Origin of the sequence: Thiothrix sp. UBA5583 (assembly GCA_002425225.1) — a bacterium.
GTDB classification, from domain to species: Bacteria; Pseudomonadota; Gammaproteobacteria; order Thiotrichales; family Thiotrichaceae; genus Thiothrix; species Thiothrix moscowensis.
The window spans coordinates 71,814-87,747 of the sequence record DILV01000023.1; the positions used below are offsets into that span (position 1 = coordinate 71,814).

The 15,934-nt window shown below is 56.0% G+C and carries 17 protein-coding genes; 13 read left to right on the top strand and 4 right to left on the bottom strand.

Translation table 11 applies throughout. The features are described 5' to 3' along the window. Positions 1-120 precede the first annotated feature (120 nt). Genes B2U47_RS07850 through B2U47_RS07870 form a run of 5 tightly spaced genes read left to right on the top strand, consistent with a single transcriptional unit; the run spans position 121 to position 4,262 of the window. Positions 121-597 (top strand): 4Fe-4S dicluster domain-containing protein, encoded by a 477-nt coding sequence (locus B2U47_RS07850; RefSeq protein WP_296677039.1) that lies wholly within the window; start codon positions 121-123, stop codon positions 595-597. A 13-nt stretch (positions 598-610) separates the two neighbouring features. Beyond that, positions 611-2,467: an aldehyde ferredoxin oxidoreductase family protein gene (locus B2U47_RS07855; protein WP_296677042.1), complete on the top strand. Its 1,857-nt coding sequence runs from the start codon at positions 611-613 to the stop codon at positions 2,465-2,467. A gap of 7 nt (positions 2,468-2,474) precedes the next feature. Next, the gene (locus B2U47_RS07860) at positions 2,475-3,713 is read left to right on the top strand and encodes an NAD(P)/FAD-dependent oxidoreductase (RefSeq protein WP_296677046.1); all 1,239 of its coding nucleotides are present in this window, start codon (positions 2,475-2,477) and stop codon (positions 3,711-3,713) included. A gap of 5 nt (positions 3,714-3,718) precedes the next feature. Next, positions 3,719-3,973, top strand: a complete 255-nt coding sequence (locus B2U47_RS07865; protein WP_296677049.1) for a MoaD/ThiS family protein — start codon at positions 3,719-3,721, stop codon at positions 3,971-3,973. Continuing rightward, entirely contained in the window at positions 3,942-4,262 is a 321-nt protein-coding gene (locus B2U47_RS07870) for a hypothetical protein (RefSeq protein WP_296677053.1), read from the top strand. Before B2U47_RS07865 ends, B2U47_RS07870 begins: the two co-directional genes overlap by 32 nt. 77 nt (positions 4,263-4,339) lie before the next feature. Here the strand turns inward: B2U47_RS07870 and darG are convergent, their stop codons facing one another. The 3 genes from darG to B2U47_RS07885 are packed head-to-tail and all read right to left on the bottom strand — an operon-like array spanning position 4,340 to position 6,841. Beyond that, positions 4,340-5,419, bottom strand: a complete 1,080-nt coding sequence (gene darG, locus B2U47_RS07875) for a type II toxin-antitoxin system antitoxin DNA ADP-ribosyl glycohydrolase DarG (RefSeq protein ID WP_296677056.1) — start codon at positions 5,417-5,419, stop codon at positions 4,340-4,342. Further along, positions 5,416-6,072 (bottom strand): type II toxin-antitoxin system toxin DNA ADP-ribosyl transferase DarT, encoded by a 657-nt coding sequence (gene darT / locus B2U47_RS07880; protein WP_296677059.1) that lies wholly within the window; start codon positions 6,070-6,072, stop codon positions 5,416-5,418. The genes darG and darT overlap by 4 nt, the downstream gene beginning before the upstream one ends. Before the next feature lie 7 nt (positions 6,073-6,079). After that, positions 6,080-6,841 (bottom strand): HesA/MoeB/ThiF family protein, encoded by a 762-nt coding sequence (locus B2U47_RS07885; protein WP_296677061.1) that lies wholly within the window; start codon positions 6,839-6,841, stop codon positions 6,080-6,082. A 216-nt stretch (positions 6,842-7,057) separates the two neighbouring features. Here B2U47_RS07885 and B2U47_RS07890 point away from each other — a divergent pair, with 216 nt between their 5' ends. Both B2U47_RS07890 and B2U47_RS07895 read left to right on the top strand, forming a co-directional pair. Next, a complete protein-coding gene (locus B2U47_RS07890) occupies positions 7,058-8,578 on the top strand; it encodes an aldehyde dehydrogenase family protein (protein ID WP_296677064.1) in 1,521 nt (506 codons plus the stop codon). Between the two features lie 66 nt (positions 8,579-8,644). After that, positions 8,645-9,664: a protein adenylyltransferase SelO family protein gene (locus B2U47_RS07895; RefSeq protein WP_296677065.1), complete on the top strand. Its 1,020-nt coding sequence runs from the start codon at positions 8,645-8,647 to the stop codon at positions 9,662-9,664. Here the strand turns inward: B2U47_RS07895 and B2U47_RS07900 are convergent. After that, entirely contained in the window at positions 9,657-10,826 is a 1,170-nt protein-coding gene (locus B2U47_RS07900) for a helix-turn-helix domain-containing protein (protein ID WP_296677069.1), read from the bottom strand. The genes B2U47_RS07895 and B2U47_RS07900 overlap by 8 nt on opposite strands. 465 nt (positions 10,827-11,291) lie before the next feature. Between B2U47_RS07900 and B2U47_RS07905 the strand changes: the two genes are divergently transcribed. The 6 genes from B2U47_RS07905 to pqqE all read left to right on the top strand — a co-directional run bounded on the left by B2U47_RS07905 (position 11,292) and on the right by pqqE (position 15,924). Further along, entirely contained in the window at positions 11,292-12,512 is a 1,221-nt protein-coding gene (locus tag B2U47_RS07905) for a porin (RefSeq protein WP_296677072.1), read from the top strand. A 201-nt stretch (positions 12,513-12,713) separates the two neighbouring features. Beyond that, complete coding sequence (gene pqqA, locus B2U47_RS17265) at positions 12,714-12,800, top strand: pyrroloquinoline quinone precursor peptide PqqA (RefSeq protein ID WP_366859704.1); 87 nt, start codon at positions 12,714-12,716, stop codon at positions 12,798-12,800. Positions 12,801-12,815: 15 nt separating this feature from the next. Beyond that, positions 12,816-13,733 carry a pyrroloquinoline quinone biosynthesis protein PqqB gene (pqqB, locus tag B2U47_RS07910; protein ID WP_296677075.1) on the top strand — a complete coding sequence of 306 codons (918 nt, stop codon included), beginning with the start codon at positions 12,816-12,818 and terminating at the stop codon, positions 13,731-13,733. Between the two features lie 83 nt (positions 13,734-13,816). After that, on the top strand, positions 13,817-14,560 hold the full coding sequence (pqqC, locus tag B2U47_RS07915) for a pyrroloquinoline-quinone synthase PqqC (RefSeq protein ID WP_296677076.1): 744 nt from the start codon (positions 13,817-13,819) through the stop codon (positions 14,558-14,560). Beyond that, entirely contained in the window at positions 14,553-14,822 is a 270-nt protein-coding gene (pqqD, locus tag B2U47_RS07920) for a pyrroloquinoline quinone biosynthesis peptide chaperone PqqD (protein ID WP_296677079.1), read from the top strand. Before pqqC ends, pqqD begins: the two co-directional genes overlap by 8 nt. Beyond that, positions 14,815-15,924 (top strand): pyrroloquinoline quinone biosynthesis protein PqqE, encoded by a 1,110-nt coding sequence (gene pqqE, locus B2U47_RS07925; RefSeq protein ID WP_296677082.1) that lies wholly within the window; start codon positions 14,815-14,817, stop codon positions 15,922-15,924. Before pqqD ends, pqqE begins: the two co-directional genes overlap by 8 nt. Positions 15,925-15,934: the final 10 nt, after the last annotated feature.

Sequence of the window (15,934 nt, forward strand, 5' to 3'; positions counted from 1 at the left end):
CCGTTCCCCTCCGTTGCTTGTGGATTTCCTGCTGCCTACCTTTTTACAACCTATGCTTGTGTATAGTCGTTTGCAAATACTGACACAGCAACCGGCTGAAATTCCAGAGGAGGAAGCGACATGCTCAAATCGCTGTATATAAATCCCGATAAATGCACAGGCTGCCTGCAATGCGAGATGGCCTGCTCGTATGAAAACGAAGGTATCTTCAACCCGTCCCGTTCGCGCATCAAGGTGTTCACCTTCCACGATGCCGGGCGTTTTGTCCCCTACACCTGTACCCAGTGTGATGATGCCTGGTGCATGAAAGCCTGCCCGGTCGAAGCGATTGTGTTCAATGCGGCGACCGGCTCGAAAGATGTGCTCAATGACCGCTGTGTGGGCTGCAAGGTCTGTACCATTGCCTGCCCGTTCGGTACGGTGAATTACAACTCTGCCAGCGGCAAGGTGATCAAGTGCGACCTGTGTGGCGGCAACCCGCAATGTGCGCAAGCCTGCCCGACCGGCGCAATCACCTACATTGATGCTGATGCCACCGGTCTGGAACGGATGCGTGCCTGGGCCGACAAGATCAACACCCAACACGCAGCCGCTTGAGGAGGATACGAACATGGCATGGACTAAACAGATTCTGCGCATCAACCTGAGCAACGCTACGGTACAGGTTGAACCCCTCAACATGGAATGGGCGCGTGATTACCTCGGTCAGCGCGGTCTGGCGACCCGTTATTTTGTTGAAGAAGTTGACCCCAGGGTCGATGCGCTCGGCCCCGACAACAAGCTGATCATGACCACCGGCCCGCTGACCGGCACGATGGCGTCCACCGGCGGGCGTTATTCCGTCATCACCAAAAGCCCGCTGACTGGCGCAATTGCCTGCTCCAACTCCGGCGGTTTCATTGGGGCAGAAATGAAAAACGCCGGGTGGGACATGATCATTTTTGAAGGCAAAGCGCCGTCCCCGGTCTACCTCTACGTGGAAAACGACCAGGTGGAAATCCTGCCTGCCGACGACCTGTGGGGCAAATCGGTGTGGGAAACCGATGAGCTGATCCACCAGAAACACCAGGATCCACAAATCCGCATTTCCTGCGTGGGGCGCTCGGCGGAAGCCGGTTGCCTGTATTCCGCCATCGTCAATGACCTGCACCGTGCGGCAGGGCGTTCGGGGGTGGGTACGGTGATGGCTTCCAAAAACCTCAAGGCGGTAGCTATCCGTGGGACGAAAGGGGTGGGCAATATCAAAGACCCGATCCGTTTCATGCAGCAGGTGGCGGCACAGAAAAAAGTGCTGGCGGACAATGCCGTAACCGGTGCGGGTTTGCCCAAATACGGTACGCAGGTACTGATGAACGTCATCAACGAAATGGGCGCATTGCCAACCCGCAACATGCGCGAAGTGCAGTTTGAAGGTGCACACAGTGTGTCCGGCGAAGCCATGCACGAGCCACGCAAATCCGACGGCAAACCCAACCTGACCCGCAATGCCGGTTGTTTCGGTTGCACCATTGCTTGCGGGCGCATTTCCACCATCGACCAGGGGCATTTCTCCATCAAGGAAAAGCCCGAATACTGGGGCAATTCCGGCGGTCTGGAATACGAAGCGGCCTGGGCACTGGGGCCGGATACCGGCGTGGATGACCTGAACGCGCTGACTTACGTCAACTTCCTGTGCAATGAAGACGGCATGGATCCGATTTCCTTCGGTGCAACCGTGGCGGCAGCGATGGAGCTGTACGAAATGGGGGTAATCACCCCGGAATATACCGGCGGGATTGAGCTGAAATTCGGCTCGGCGGAAGCGCTGGTGGCGGTGACGGAACTGACGGCCAGAGGCGAAGGTTTCGGCAAAATCCTGGGGCTGGGTTCCAAACGCATGTGCGAATTGTATGGGCATCCTGAACTGTCAATGACGGTCAAGGGGCAGGAATTCCCCGCCTATGACCCGCGCGGCATTCAGGGCATGGGGCTGACTTACGCCACCTCCAACCGGGGTGCTTGCCATTTGCGCAGTTACACCGTGGCCTCCGAAGTGTTGGGCATCCCCATCAAGACCGACCCGCTGGCAACGGATGGCAAACCGGAACTGGTGATTGCCTTTCAGGATGCGACCGCAGCGGTGGATTCCTCCGGCCTGTGCCTGTTCACCACCTTTGCCTGGTCGCTGGAAAACATTGCCCCGCAGATTGATGCGGCCTGCGAAGGCGACTGGTCTGTGGAAAAATGTGCCGAAGTCGGCGCACGCATCTGGAACCTGGAACGCGATTTCAATATGCGGGCTGGTCTGACCGGTGCGGATGACACCCTGCCGAAACGCTTGCTGAAAGACGCAGCCAACGTCGGCCCTGCCAAGGGTTTGGTGGCTGGCCTCGATGTGATGCTGCCCAAATACTACGAACTGCGCGGCTGGACAGCGGACGGGCAACTGACCGACGCAACCCGCCAACGTTACGGCCTGCCGGGATGAGGTGTGCATGAATCATGTGATTATTGGCACAGGCCCGGCAGGCGTGGTAGCGGCGGAAACGCTGCGCAAACGTTCGCCGGATGCTGACATTACCCTGATTGGCGGGGAAGCGGAGCGCCCCTACTCGCGCATGGCGATTCCTTACCACCTGATCGGCAAGGTAGACGAGGGTGGTACGCATCTGCGTACTGCTCCCGACCATTTCGACGCCTTGCGGATTGAGCTGCTGCAACAACGGGTGGATAGCATTGATGCTGATGGCAAGGCGCTGGCGCTGGATAATGGTTCACGGCTGGGTTTTGACAAACTGTTGCTGGCAACCGGTTCACGCCCGACCCGCCCACCGATTCCCGGTATGGATTTGCCGGGGGTGGTCAACTGCTGGACGCTGGCAGATACCCGCCAGATCATTGCCGGGGCGAATGTTGGCGATGAGGTGGTGTTGATGGGCGCTGGCTTCATCGGCTGCATCATTCTGGAGGCACTGGCATTGCGCGGCGTCAAGCTGACCGTGGTGGAAATGGAAAACCGCATGGTTCCGCGCATGATGGACGAAAAGTCCGGCGGCTTGCTGAAACGCTGGTGTGAAAACAAGGGCGTGCGCGTGTTGACTTCCACCCGTGTCAACGGTGTCAGCAGCGATGCAGGCAAGCTGACAGTGGAACTGGAAGGTCAGGAGCCACTCAAGGTCAGTCTGGTGATTTGCGCCACAGGTGTGAAAGCCAACACCGATCTTGCCAGCGGTGTGCTGGAGATTAACCACGGCATTCTGGTGAATGAGCGCTTGCAAACCAGTCACCCGGACATTTATGCAGCGGGTGACGTGGCGGAAGGCAAGGACTTTTCCACCGGCGGTTACAGCGTGCAGGCCATCCAGCCCACAGCGGTGGAGCACTGCGCTCTGGCTGCCATCAACATGGCAGGTGGCAAGGATGCCTTGCACCGTGGCAGCATCAATATGAACGTGCTGGATACGATGGGGCTGATTTCAGCCTCGTTCGGTTTGTGGCAAGGGGTGGACGGGGGCGGCGCTGCCACGCTGGATGCTGCCGACCGTTACCGCTACATCAACCTGCAATTTGCGGAGGATGTGCTAGTGGGGGCGAATACCCTGGGGATGACCCAGCATATCGGCGTGTTGCGCGGCCTGATCCAGAGCCGTACCCGGTTGGGCAGGTGGAAGCACAAGCTGATGGCTGACCCGACCCGTGTGATGGAGGCTTATCTGGCACAGCATATTCCGTAACGGTCATGAACATTACCCTGAAACTGTACGCCAACCTCAGCCCACTGCTCCCCGTGAATGCGCAACGCAACGCGGTAGCGGTGGAGGTGCCGGAAGACGCGACCCTGAACACGGTCATCGACCTGTTCCGTGTGCCGCGTGAACAGGCGCATCTGGTGTTGCTGAATGGCGTATTTGTCTGCCACGCAGACCGCGATCAGGCGGGGCGGCTCAAGGCAGGTGATACGCTTGCCATCTGGCCGCCAGTGGCGGGGGGGTAAGGCGATTTCTCTCCTCCAGCGCGAAATGGGGTTTACGCGGGCAGAGTTTCTGCAACTCTTGCCCGCAGCCCTGCATGGGTATGCCTATACGCAAGACGATAACCACATCCACGTTACGCTGGAGGGCAAATCATTGCGCATTACCTTGGGCGAAGAGCAGGTGCGGCGGATTGCGGCACTGGCCTTGCCGTGGGTTCCGGTGGAATTCGATTATGCGCAACTGGACGAGGTGGCTTTCCAGACTTTCCTCCGGCGCTTTGACTTGTACTACCGCAAAGGTGGTGGTTAACCACCCAACATCCCAAGGAATCCCACATGACACTGGCAACTGACTTGTTGGCACAGTCGGTGTGGTGTTTTTTTGGGTTATGCAGCCAGTTTGACACTTTCCAACCGTTTCAGTGCAATTCCAATCACACGTTGGTCAAACAGGCGAGCCTTGCGTTCCCCGCTGCCACGGCCTGCTGGCCATTCGCGCAAACCTTGCTGAATACTGGCAGTATCCGCAGAAACCTGTTCCCGAACCAGCAGCCAACCCAAGGTTGACAATAATTCCAGCCCGAATGGAGACTCGAAACCGTCAATCACTTTGGCAGTATGTTCCAGGGCAGGCAGATAGGGTTTGACGGCATCGCTTTGCAGATAGGCTTGCAGATGATTTTTGCGGGTATCGTCAAACCAAATGACATCCAGCGGGGAGGCATCACTGATACGCTTGTCACAATGCAAATAGCTGCCATCCAGCCCGTCCAGCAAGTGGCGCAAGCGGTCAGCATACGGGCCATAGATGTCTGGTTTGAAACGCAAATCCAGCGGGTTGTCACCCGGAGTGAAATGTTCGATGGCTTGTTCCAGAAACCAGGCCAGCTTCTGGATTTCCAGCAGGGTGCATTCCATACCCATGATCCAGTAGCGACGTACCAGTTCGGCAATCAATGCACGGGCAGGGGTTAGCTTTTCCACGCCTTTGCGCTTGGCTACGTTCTGGTACTTCTGGATAGGCTCATAAACCTGAATATCCACCTGCGGCAAGTTACCAAGTACATGCTCGATTTTTTCACGTACAGCAGTCCAGTCCAGGCCACCATTACCCGCGCCCAGGGGGGGGATGGCAATGGATTGCACCTGGTTTTCGAGAATGAAATGGCGCAAATCCTGCAAACCTTCAACGATCCACTCCATTCTGGAGGGATGACGCCAGTGCCGTTTGGTTGGGAAGTTGATGATCCAGCGCGGCCCCATCAGCTCACCGGTTTCGGTGACAAACATTTTGCCGGTTTGCACCTGATGGTTCTTGCAGGCTTTCTCGTACTCAATCCGGTTTTTGTCGAACCGCTCCTTGAACATCAGGGCAATACCCTTGCCCATCACACCCATGGTGTTGACAGTATTCACCAACGCCTGCGCAGGCGCATCCAGCAGATTGCCTTGAGTGTAGTGAATCATTGAAAGTACCAACCTGGACGAACGTATACCTTTAAATTCAGACCGCGTGCCGACACCTCACGGTCTATTCTCTCTTTCATCTGCTCATTATAGCAAATGACACCTAAAAGGCTGCTGACTGGGCATGTCTGGTAGACAAGTGCTTCCGCCTGATAACGGTCAAGTTTCCACGGATCATCAGGGTCACGGCGGAAATCACGCCGTTGCAACAGTGGCCAGTCAATTTTATTCAAGTCATTGAGACTATTGTAAAATGTGGTTAATGTCGAATAAGCATGGCTATCGGTAAATAAAAAAGGCAGACCCGCCGAGTGGATCTGGTGCAGGCTCGATACCAGAAAGATGATTTCTTCATTACTGCGTTTCTGGATGCCAGCCCAACCGGAGTGGATATTCTTCAGCATGACCGAGAAGGGGGTGAAGTAAAATGGCACATAATCGTTCAGTGTTCCACCCGGTGCTAATGGTACAGGGTGCATTGCCCGCTTGCTAATCAACTCAGTATTACCGATGTTGACCCAACGGTCTGAGCGTACTTTGCAGTTACCACAATGCAATCCGTTGTCCAGAATCCACCACAGGTTGTCACAATGGACAATTCGCCAGATCAGGGCTTTTTCCGGGTTAAGACTCTGGTAGTCACCTGCTGACATGATTACCTCACAAACAATGTCTGTCGATAGAACCACACACCGGGCAGTGCGGATCACGCGGCAATTTAAACCCCATCCACTCCATCGCCTGCCCATCAAACAGCAGCACCCGCCCGGTCAGGGTTTCACCGTTCCCCACCAGCAGCTTGATCACTTCCAGCGCCTGCATACTGCCGAGGATGCCGAGTAGCGGGCCGACCACGCCGTTTTCGCTACAGGTTTGCGCAATCCCGCCAACCTTGCCGTAGAAGCAGTGGTAACAGGGGTTGTCACCCAGCCATGGCTGGAACACACTGATTTGCCCTTCCCAGCGGATTGCCGCCGCAGACACCAGCGGCTTGCGGGCAGCCACTGCAACCCGGTTGATCAGCAGGCGTGAATCGAGGTTGTCGGTGCAATCCACCACCACATCGGCCTGCTGCATCTGTGCCAGCAGGGCGGCTTCATCCAGTTTGGCGGGGATGGTTGCGACGGTAATTTCCGGGTTGAGGCGGTGCAGGGTTTCGGCAGCGGAAGCCACCTTGGGCTGACCGACCTTGGGGGTGTCATGGACAATCTGGCGTTGCAGGTTGGTCAAGTCCACCACATCCGGGTCGCACAGCACCAGCTTGCCGATACCGCTGCTGGCAAGGTACATGGCAACGGGCGAACCCAGCCCGCCCACACCGAGTATCAGCACCGTGGCGGCACTGAGCCTGGCCTGCCCGTCAATATCAATCTGCGGCAGCATGATCTGGCGGCTGTAGCGCAGGAGTTGGTCATCATTCATGGCAGTTCTCCGCTGGCTTTTACCAAGCATAACGGAAGTGGCGGATGGCCTGCGCCAACTTTTTTCCAACCTTTGCGGCTTACAGTGACGAAAGGCTGCCATGGCGTTTGCGCACCAACCTTTCCCCAACCTTTTTGCCTTATGTTATCCACAAGAGCCAACGAGAGGATTTCGGCTCCAACCTGATTCAACTTTGCTAATGAGAGAGGAGACAACATGCAATACGCAAACCCGAATACTGAAGGCGCAGTCATCAATTTCAAAGAGCGCTACGGCAACTTCATTGGCGGTGAGTGGAAAGAGCCGGTCAAAGGCGAATACTTCGACAATATTTCCCCGGTCAATGGCAAGCCATTCTGCCAAATTCCACGCTCCAGTGCCGAAGACATTGAACTGGCACTGGATGCCGCCCACGCCGCCAAGGATGCCTGGGCTGCCACGTCTGTGACCGCACGTTCCAACATCCTGCTGAAAATCGCTGACCGCATCGAAGCCAATCTGGAAATGCTGGCGGTCGCTGAAACCTGGGACAACGGCAAAGCCGTGCGCGAAACCCTAAATGCTGACGTGCCACTGTCTGCTGACCACTTCCGCTATTTCGCAGGCTGTGTGCGGGCGCAAGAAGGCACTATCGGTGAAATCGATGCCAACACCGTGGCTTACCACTTCCACGAACCGCTGGGTGTGGTTGGTCAGATCATCCCGTGGAACTTCCCGCTGCTGATGGCGGCGTGGAAACTCGCCCCGGCACTGGCGGCAGGCAACTGCATCGTGTTGAAACCGGCGGAACAAACCCCTGTTTCCATTCTGGTGCTGGCTGAACTGATCCAGGATCTGCTGCCACCGGGCGTGCTTAACATCGTCAACGGCTTCGGCGTGGAAGCGGGCAAGGCACTGGCCACCAGCACCCGCATCGCCAAGATCGCCTTCACCGGTTCCACTCCGGTCGGTTCCCTGATCATGAAATACGCTGCTGACAACATCATCCCGTCTACCGTGGAACTGGGCGGCAAATCCCCCAACATCTACTTCGCTGATGTGATGGATCAGGAAGATGCCTTTGTCAGCAAAGCGGTCGAAGGTGCAGTACTGGCGTTCTTCAACCAGGGTGAAGTCTGTACCTGCCCATCCCGCTTGCTGGTACAGGAATCCATCTACGAAAAATTCATCGGCATGGTGATTGAGCGTGCGGCGATGATCAAGCGCGGCAATCCGCTGGATACCGAGGTGATGGTCGGTGCACAGGCTTCCCAGGAGCAATACGACAAAATCCTCAGCTACATCCAGATCGGCAAGGAAGAAGGCGCGGAAGTCATCACCGGCGGTGAATCCGAACAACTGGGGGGCGACTACTGCGATGGCTACTACATCCAGCCGACCCTGCTGAAAGGCACCAACAACATGCGCGTATTCCAGGAAGAAATCTTCGGGCCGGTGGTGTCGGTTGCCACGTTCAAGGACGAAGCGGAAGCGCTGGCGATTGCCAATGACACCGAATTCGGCCTGGGTGCTGGCGTGTGGACGCGCGACATGAACCGTTCCTACCGCATGGGCCGTGGCATTCAGGCAGGCCGGGTGTGGACTAACTGCTACCACCTGTACCCGGCGCACGCAGCCTTCGGTGGCTACAAGAAGTCTGGCGTAGGCCGTGAAACCCACAAGATGATGCTCGACCACTACCAGCAAACCAAAAACCTGCTGGTCAGCTACGACATCAATCCGTTGGGCTTCTTCTAAGTTTCCTCCTCCTAGCGTGGTGCGCGGGTTGGGTCAAGCCTGACCCGTGCTTTTTTAGGTGGCGTCATGCGGCGTTTATCTGAACTCAGATTTCAACAACTGTTCCATACGCTGGGCAGCGAATTTTACACCCCTCACTTGCCGCAAGGCTTGCAGCAGGCTCAATGGGTGCGCACCAATTCCAGTGTTGCCGCCATGCTTGAGCTTGATCCTGCCGAATTTGCTACCGATCCATGCCTGCAAGTTTTCAGTGGCAATCGCTTGTTGCCCGGAATGCAGCCTCTCGCCCAAGCCTACGCAGGGCATCAATTCGGCAAATTCAATCCGTTTCTGGGTGATGGGCGCAGCGTATTGTTAGGGGAAATCACCAGCAATACGGGTACATGGGATATTGTCCTGAAAGGTGTGGGCAGAACCCCCTATGCCCGTCGTGCAGATGGACGTGCCGGGCTGGATGAATGCCTGCATGAATACCACCTCAGCGAACAACTGGCAGCATCAGGCGTACCAACCAGCCGCGTGTTGTGCATCATTTCCGGCAAACCGCTGGTATATCGGCATGGCGGCTTCCAGCCTGCGGCGATCCTCACTCGCGTTGCCCCAAGCCATATCCGCTTTGGCACATTTGAATACCATTATTTTCGCCGTGATCATGCTGCCTTACGCCAACTGGCTGACCATGTAATAGCCCGCCACTACCCGGAATGCGCAGGCACGGATGAAGCACGCCATGCCCGCCTGTTTCAGGCTATCGTCCTGAAAACAGCGCAACTGATTGCCTGCTGGCAAGCCGTGGGGTTTACGCATGGGGTGATGAATACCGACAACCAGTCGATTGCTGGCATTACGCTGGATTTGGGCGAAAGCAGTTTTAACCCGGAACACGACCCGAATTACATCGGCAACCGCGAAGATGAAAAGGGTCTCCATGCTTTCGGGCAACAACCCATAGTCGGGCTATGGAACTGTAACGCACTGGCTCGCGCCCTGTCGCCACTGGTGTCAGCGCAGGATTTGCGGGAAGCCTTGCTGCAATACGAAACGGCGTATTTACAGCACTACGCACAATTGGGCGGTATCACGTAGTCATCAGCTCCGCCAGACGCTCCCTCACCAGTTCACTGCCGGATGTGCTATGACACAGTTTTTCCATCAGCACGTGTGGATCCTGACACGATTCCAGCGCCCTCCCCATCACGGCATCAATGCAATGCCGCCATTCTTCCAGCTCTGGTGATACCGATTGCGGCAGGAAGGAACCACGGTACAGGGAAAATGCCGTAGTCCCCTGCTGCCGACGCAGCGCTTGCCACACCTGAATAAAATCAGCCCACACCGGCATCTGCAAGCGGTAAGGGCGCGAACCGATCTTGCCATCCAGCAGGCGGCGCAGGTGGGAAAGTTCCGCTTTCAGGGTGGTGGTGGAAACCGGCAGGTCGCCGTACAGGGCTGCGTGGAAACCTTCCAGCGTCAGCCCTTGCGGGTTCAACGCCAGCAGGCAGAGAATTTCAACCTGACGCATCGGCAGATTCAGGGGTTTGCCCCGGAACAGGATACGGGGCTGGCCAAGAGCGTGAATTTCCAGTTCCGCACGTGGCAGGTTTTGTGGCAGGCAACGCCCGATGGCACGAGCCAGTTCGGTAACGGCAGCCTGACCCAGCGGCGTATGGCGGTTCCAGGTAGTGGACATGTCCAGAACCCCAACCACTTCGCCAGACTGCGGATGGGTAATCGGGGCTGCATAACACACCCAGTCGTGTACAAACGGCATGTAATGCTCTGAGGAAAACACCGTCACAGAACGGCGCAGCTTGAGTGCCAGCCCGACCGCATTGGTGCCTACCGAAGCTTCATCCCAACGCCCTCCGGCAGTGAAATGCACGGATTCGGCACGGCTACGCATGTGGCGGCTGGAAAAAGTCCACAGCAGACGGCCTTGCGGGTCGGCAATCGCTGCAACCAGTTCACCTTCACTGGCAAGCTGCATCATCTGTTCCTGCTCGCGCTGGGCTGCCAGGCACAACTGGGACTCCTTCCAGCGATGCAGGGTGGAATATTCATCATCCAGTGGCGCATAGACCTGGCGGGGCGGGATATGCTGGGCACTACGCTGCCACGACGACATGATGTCTTCACGGATACTGTTGCTTTTCGCAAACGGGCTACCTGTTACAAACCGGTTCCATTGCGACTCTATGGCGTTGCGGCGTTGCGATAAATTGCCAACTGTCAGATTCACTTGCTCCATACGCCTCCTCCTGCGTTCAGCTCAAGCTCTTGTGGTGTCTGGAAAACGGCCTCCCAACCTTTTCCCAACCTTTAGCGTATTACTATTGCGGGAATGTTACAAACCCAAGGTTCCCCGCTACGTTACAAGACTAGCACGCAAATCCAAACATGAAAAGAGAAATAAAACAAAATTTTCATATAAATTTAAAAATTAATACAACAAGTCACCATGTAAATCTTCGCTTTGCTCGCCTGGATAAATAAACTCATCATTTTGATTTAAATATACATTTACAATAAATCCAAATAAAAATTAATTACAATGAAATTCAAATAAATAAGAATAAAAATCATAAAACCAACGTTTTTCCAACCTTTCAACAACCTTTAACCAACCTGACAAACCCTAGCATGGCTCCTCGCACACCCGCGCAATGGGGTGTGTAACGACCTTGAATCAAGTTTTACGGAGAGGAGAAACGACATGCACAAAAACCAAATCGTGCTGGCAGTCACACTGGCACTAGTAGCAACCGCCATGCCTTACGCCCATGCAGCCACCTGGCAGGCAGGCGATTGGGAATTGGGGCTAGGCGGCAACGTCAACACCTTTTACACCGTGACAAACTGTGATAGCAGCAAGCTGGGAGCAGGTGGCGGCACTTACGCAGGTCTGGCCTGTCTTGACCCTGATACTGGTGCAATCGCCAGCGGTGACACCCATAGTGTTTCCAACGGCTTATTGCCTGCATCCCTAAATTTCAGTGCCAAAACCAAACAAAACGGTTACGACATCAGTGGTAACGTCAATGTTTATTATGGTACTGCCACCCAGGATGCCAACGGCTTGCCGGGTGATGCACTGGACTTTTCCACGGTGGATGCCCGTCAGGTTTACCTGACCTTTGGCAATGAAAAAATGGGGACAGTCAAGGCGGGACGCGACTTCGGCCTGTTCGGTTTTGACCCGATCATCAATGACATGAGCCTCAGTGGTAACGGCGCGACCTTCGCTTCCGCAGGCCCTGGCCATACCACACTGGGCGGGTTGGGTTACGGTTATGTCTATACTGACCGCCTGTCACAAATCAACTGGACTACCCCCAAGAAAAACGGGGTGGAAGCTACCGTCGGCGTTTTCAACCCGGTTGACGGGGTAGAATCAAATGGTTCATCTACCGGCGATGGCGGTCAACCCGGCGTGCACGGGCGCGTCAGCTATGACTGGGACAAAGGCAATGGTGTCAAGGGACGTGTTTCCGTCAGTGCCCTGAACCAGAAGGTCAAGCTGGCGAATGGCAACAAGCCCAGCATCAATGGTGCAGAAATCTTTGGCAAGGTGGATGTCAACAAAGCCAGCTTTGCCGCTTCCTACTATCAGGGTAAAGGCATGGACAGCCTCGGCCTGGGCGGTGTGGTTTTCCCCGGTTTTGACAGTGCCAGCGGGCAGGCTGAAAAAACCAAAGGCGGTATGGTGCAAGCCACTTACAAGGTGGGTAAAACCAAACTGGGGGTCAACCTTGCCCAAAGCAAGCAAACCAATCTGACCAAGGTCAAGAATGACAAGGTAACGGTCGGTGCTTACCACAACCTGACCGACAACCTGACCCTGATTGGGGAAGTTTCCCAACAGAAGAGCAACCTGGATGGTGTTGGTACAGACAAAAGCGGTAGCGTTGCAGTAGGGGCAATGCTGTCGTTCTAAGGTTCTCTCCCTGTACGGTTTGCTGTTCCTGAGTCAGCGGCAAGCCGTTTTCCCTGTCGATCCTGTTTGCCTGTTATGTTTTAGCCGGGTTCTCCTTTCCCGGCTTCTTTTTACCCGCATCCTGCACAACCAACCTTTAGCCAACCTCTGTTGCCGTATTCTGCAATCTCACCTTAAACCCTATCGAGAAGGAGAGATCGTATGAAAAAATCCCTGAAGTGGACCAAACCGGCATTCAAGGAAATGCGTTACGGGTTTGAAATCAACCTGTACATCATGAACCGTTGATAACTGGTCTGACCCATGTACGTTCTGGTACTGGGTTCTGCTGCGGGTGGTGGATTTCCCCAGTGGAACTGTAACTGCCCGATGTGCAGCGGCGTGCGGACGGGTGAGATGCTTGCCCGTCCGCGCACCCAGTCTTCCATCGCGCTCTCCACCGACAAGGTGAACTGGTTGCTGGTGAATGCCTCACCGGACATCCGCACCCAGCTCAATGCCAACCATGAACTGTTGCAACCTGCCCGCCAGTTGCGTGACACCGGCATTGTGGCGGTGATGCTGGCGGATAGCCAGATTGACCACACCACCGGCTTGCTGATCCTGCGCGAAAGCAAACAGCCGCTGGAACTGTATTGCACCGACAGCGTGTACGAAGACCTCACCACCGGTTTCCCGATCCTCAACATGCTGCAACACTATTGCGGAACCAACCGCCATGCCCTGCCGCTGGATGGCACGGCGTTCAGCATTCCCAAACTCGACAACCTGCGCATTACCGCCGTGGGTTTGCACAGCAAAGCACCGCCTTACTCCCCGCACCGTGAACACCCCACCCCCGGCGATAATGCCGGTTTCTGGTTTGAAGATACCGCCACGGGTGGCAAACTGTTCTATGCACCGGGCTTAGGGGAAATCGAGCCGCACCTGCACACCTTTTTCGCCAATGCCGACTGTGTGCTGGTGGATGGCACGTGCTGGACTAATGATGAAATGCTGCGCCGCGCAGTGGGTACGAAATATTCGTTGGAAATGGGGCATCTGCCGCAATCCGGCGAGGGTGGCATGATGGAATGGCTGGGAAATTTCCCCAAAGTGCGCAAAATCCTCATCCATATCAACAACACTAACCCGATTCTGGAAGAGACTTCGCCCGAACACGCCGAACTGACGGCGGCGGGGATTGAGGTTTCGCATGATGGGATGTTGCTGGAACTGTAAGGCGACAGCAGCCTCGTAACCAACCTTTCGCCAACCCAGCGCCCACCATACTGTCAGTCATCTTTGGGAGAGGAGACTGACACATGACCACAGCGTGGACACCCGCCGAATTTGAACAGCAACTGCGCTCGTTAGGGCGTTATTACCATACTTACCACCCATTCCAGCAGATGATGTACGAAGGCAAGCTCAATGCCGAACAACTGCGTGGCTGGGTGGCGAACCGTTTCTATTATCAGGTGATCATTCCGCGCAAGGATGCCGCCCTGTTGTTCAACTGCCCTGACCGCGAAGTGCGGCGGGTGTGGATTCAGCGCATCCTCGACCATGACGGGGGGCCTGCCACCAACCATGTATCCGACGGTGGGATTGAAGCCTGGTTACGGCTAGGGGAAGCCTGCGGTGTGCCGCGAGAGGAATTGCTCGATCACCGCCATGTATTACCGGGGGTGCGTTTTGCGGTCGATGCCTATATCAATTTCGTCCACAGTGCGGACTGGCGCGAAGGGGTGTGTTCCTCGCTGACCGAGCTGTTTGCGCCGACTGCGCACCGCCAGCGCTTGCAAAGCTGGCCTGACCATTACCCGTGGATTGATAACGCGGGCTTGCAATATTTCCGCAACCGCCTGACCGAAGCACACCGCGATGTTGACCACGGCCTTGCCCTGACCTTGCAGCATTTCACTACGCCTGAGCAGCAGCAACGCGCCCTGCACATCCTCAAATTCAAGCTGGATGTATTGTGGACAATGCTGGATGCGATGTATCTGGCCTACATCCAGCACATGCCGCCCTATTTCAATATCGCGGAGGTGGAACATGCCTGACCTGGATGCCAAACCGGCACTTGCCCCTGGCTACCGTTTCCAGTGGGAGCCGGTACAGGGTTGCCATGTGCTGCTCTACCCCGAAGGCATGGTGCAACTGAACGAAACCGCCGCTGCCATCCTGTCGTTCTGCGACGGGCAGCGCAATATCCTGCGTGTGATTGCCGACCTCGAAAACGAATATGCGGCGGAAGGTTTGCGCGAAGACGTGCTCAGCTTCCTCGCCGAAGCGGTTGAGCGCGGGTGGGTGCGCTATGCCTAAACCACCTCCCCCGCTGTGGCTGCTGGCGGAAGTGACCCATTCCTGCCCCCTGCAATGCCCGTATTGCAGCAACCCGCTCGACTTAATCCCCAAAAAAGACGAACTCGATACCGAAAACTGGTTGCGCGTGTTGCACGAAGCCCGCCAGATTGGCGCGGCACAACTCGGTTTTTCCGGCGGCGAACCGCTGGTGCGCAAAGACCTGGAAGTGCTGATCGGGGCTAGCCGCAAGCTGGGTTTTTACAGCAACCTGATCACCTCCGGCATTGGCATGGATGCGGAACGGGTGGAACGTTTCCGCGCACTGGGGCTGGATCACATTCAGGTCAGCTTCCAGGCCGATGATGCGGTATTGAACGACTATCTGGCAGGCACTAACTCGTTCCAGCACAAGCTCGACATGGCGCGGGCGGTGAAAGCGAACGGCTACCCGATGGTGTTGTGTTTCGTGATTCATCGGCAAAATATCGGGCAAGTGCGGCAAATGCTCGATTTGGCTGCCGAATTGCAGGCCGATTACGTGGAATTGGCAACGGCGCAATACGAAGGCTGGGCGTTGCTCAACCGCGATCACCTCTTGCCCACGCAAGCGCAAGTACGCGAAGCCGAACGCATTGCCCACGATTATCAGGCCAAGCTCAAGGGCAAGATGCGCATTTATTACGTCGTGCCGGATTATTACGAAAACCGCCCGAAACCGTGCGTCGGCGGCTGGGGACGGGTGTTTCTGGCGGTTGCACCGGATGGGCTGGCGTTACCGTGCCATTCCGCACGCGGCTTGCCAGGGCTGGAACTGCACAATGTGCGTGAGCGCAGCATTGAGTGGATTTGGAATGAATCGCCCGGTTTCAACCATTTCCGGGGTGAAGGCTGGATGAAAGAGCCGTGCCGCACTTGTGATGAGCGCGAAAAGGATTTCGGCGGTTGCCATTGTCAGGCGTTCAAGCTGACCGGCGACCCGACCAATGCTGACCCGACTTGCGCTAAGTCACCGCACCATCATCTGGTGGAAAAAGCGATTGATACCAGTGAGTTGGGGCTTGTTCCTGCCAAACCGATGGTATTCCGGCAACGCAACAAGCGGCTTGAGGTTAAGGGGTAGCTGCCTGACG

What these genes read in the sequence shown, in the direction of transcription:
- B2U47_RS07860 (WP_296677046.1), top strand. Translation starts at nt 2,475, where the DNA reads ATGAATCATGTGATTATTGGCACAGGCCCGGCAGGCGTGGTAGCGGCG.
- B2U47_RS07905 (WP_296677072.1), top strand. Translation starts at nt 11,292, where the DNA reads ATGCACAAAAACCAAATCGTGCTGGCAGTCACACTGGCACTAGTAGCA.
- B2U47_RS07855 (WP_296677042.1), top strand. Translation starts at nt 611, where the DNA reads ATGGCATGGACTAAACAGATTCTGCGCATCAACCTGAGCAACGCTACG.
- B2U47_RS07865 (WP_296677049.1), top strand. Translation starts at nt 3,719, where the DNA reads ATGAACATTACCCTGAAACTGTACGCCAACCTCAGCCCACTGCTCCCC.
- pqqA (WP_366859704.1), top strand. Translation starts at nt 12,714, where the DNA reads ATGAAAAAATCCCTGAAGTGGACCAAACCGGCATTCAAGGAAATGCGT.
- pqqB (WP_296677075.1), top strand. Translation starts at nt 12,816, where the DNA reads ATGTACGTTCTGGTACTGGGTTCTGCTGCGGGTGGTGGATTTCCCCAG.
- B2U47_RS07885 (WP_296677061.1), bottom strand. Translation starts at nt 6,841, where the DNA reads ATGAATGATGACCAACTCCTGCGCTACAGCCGCCAGATCATGCTGCCG.
- darT (WP_296677059.1), bottom strand. Translation starts at nt 6,072, where the DNA reads ATGTCAGCAGGTGACTACCAGAGTCTTAACCCGGAAAAAGCCCTGATC.
- pqqC (WP_296677076.1), top strand. Translation starts at nt 13,817, where the DNA reads ATGACCACAGCGTGGACACCCGCCGAATTTGAACAGCAACTGCGCTCG.
- B2U47_RS07895 (WP_296677065.1), top strand. Translation starts at nt 8,645, where the DNA reads ATGCGGCGTTTATCTGAACTCAGATTTCAACAACTGTTCCATACGCTG.
- B2U47_RS07900 (WP_296677069.1), bottom strand. Translation starts at nt 10,826, where the DNA reads ATGGAGCAAGTGAATCTGACAGTTGGCAATTTATCGCAACGCCGCAAC.
- B2U47_RS07890 (WP_296677064.1), top strand. Translation starts at nt 7,058, where the DNA reads ATGCAATACGCAAACCCGAATACTGAAGGCGCAGTCATCAATTTCAAA.
- darG (WP_296677056.1), bottom strand. Translation starts at nt 5,419, where the DNA reads ATGATTCACTACACTCAAGGCAATCTGCTGGATGCGCCTGCGCAGGCG.
- B2U47_RS07850 (WP_296677039.1), top strand. Translation starts at nt 121, where the DNA reads ATGCTCAAATCGCTGTATATAAATCCCGATAAATGCACAGGCTGCCTG.
- pqqD (WP_296677079.1), top strand. Translation starts at nt 14,553, where the DNA reads ATGCCTGACCTGGATGCCAAACCGGCACTTGCCCCTGGCTACCGTTTC.
- pqqE (WP_296677082.1), top strand. Translation starts at nt 14,815, where the DNA reads ATGCCTAAACCACCTCCCCCGCTGTGGCTGCTGGCGGAAGTGACCCAT.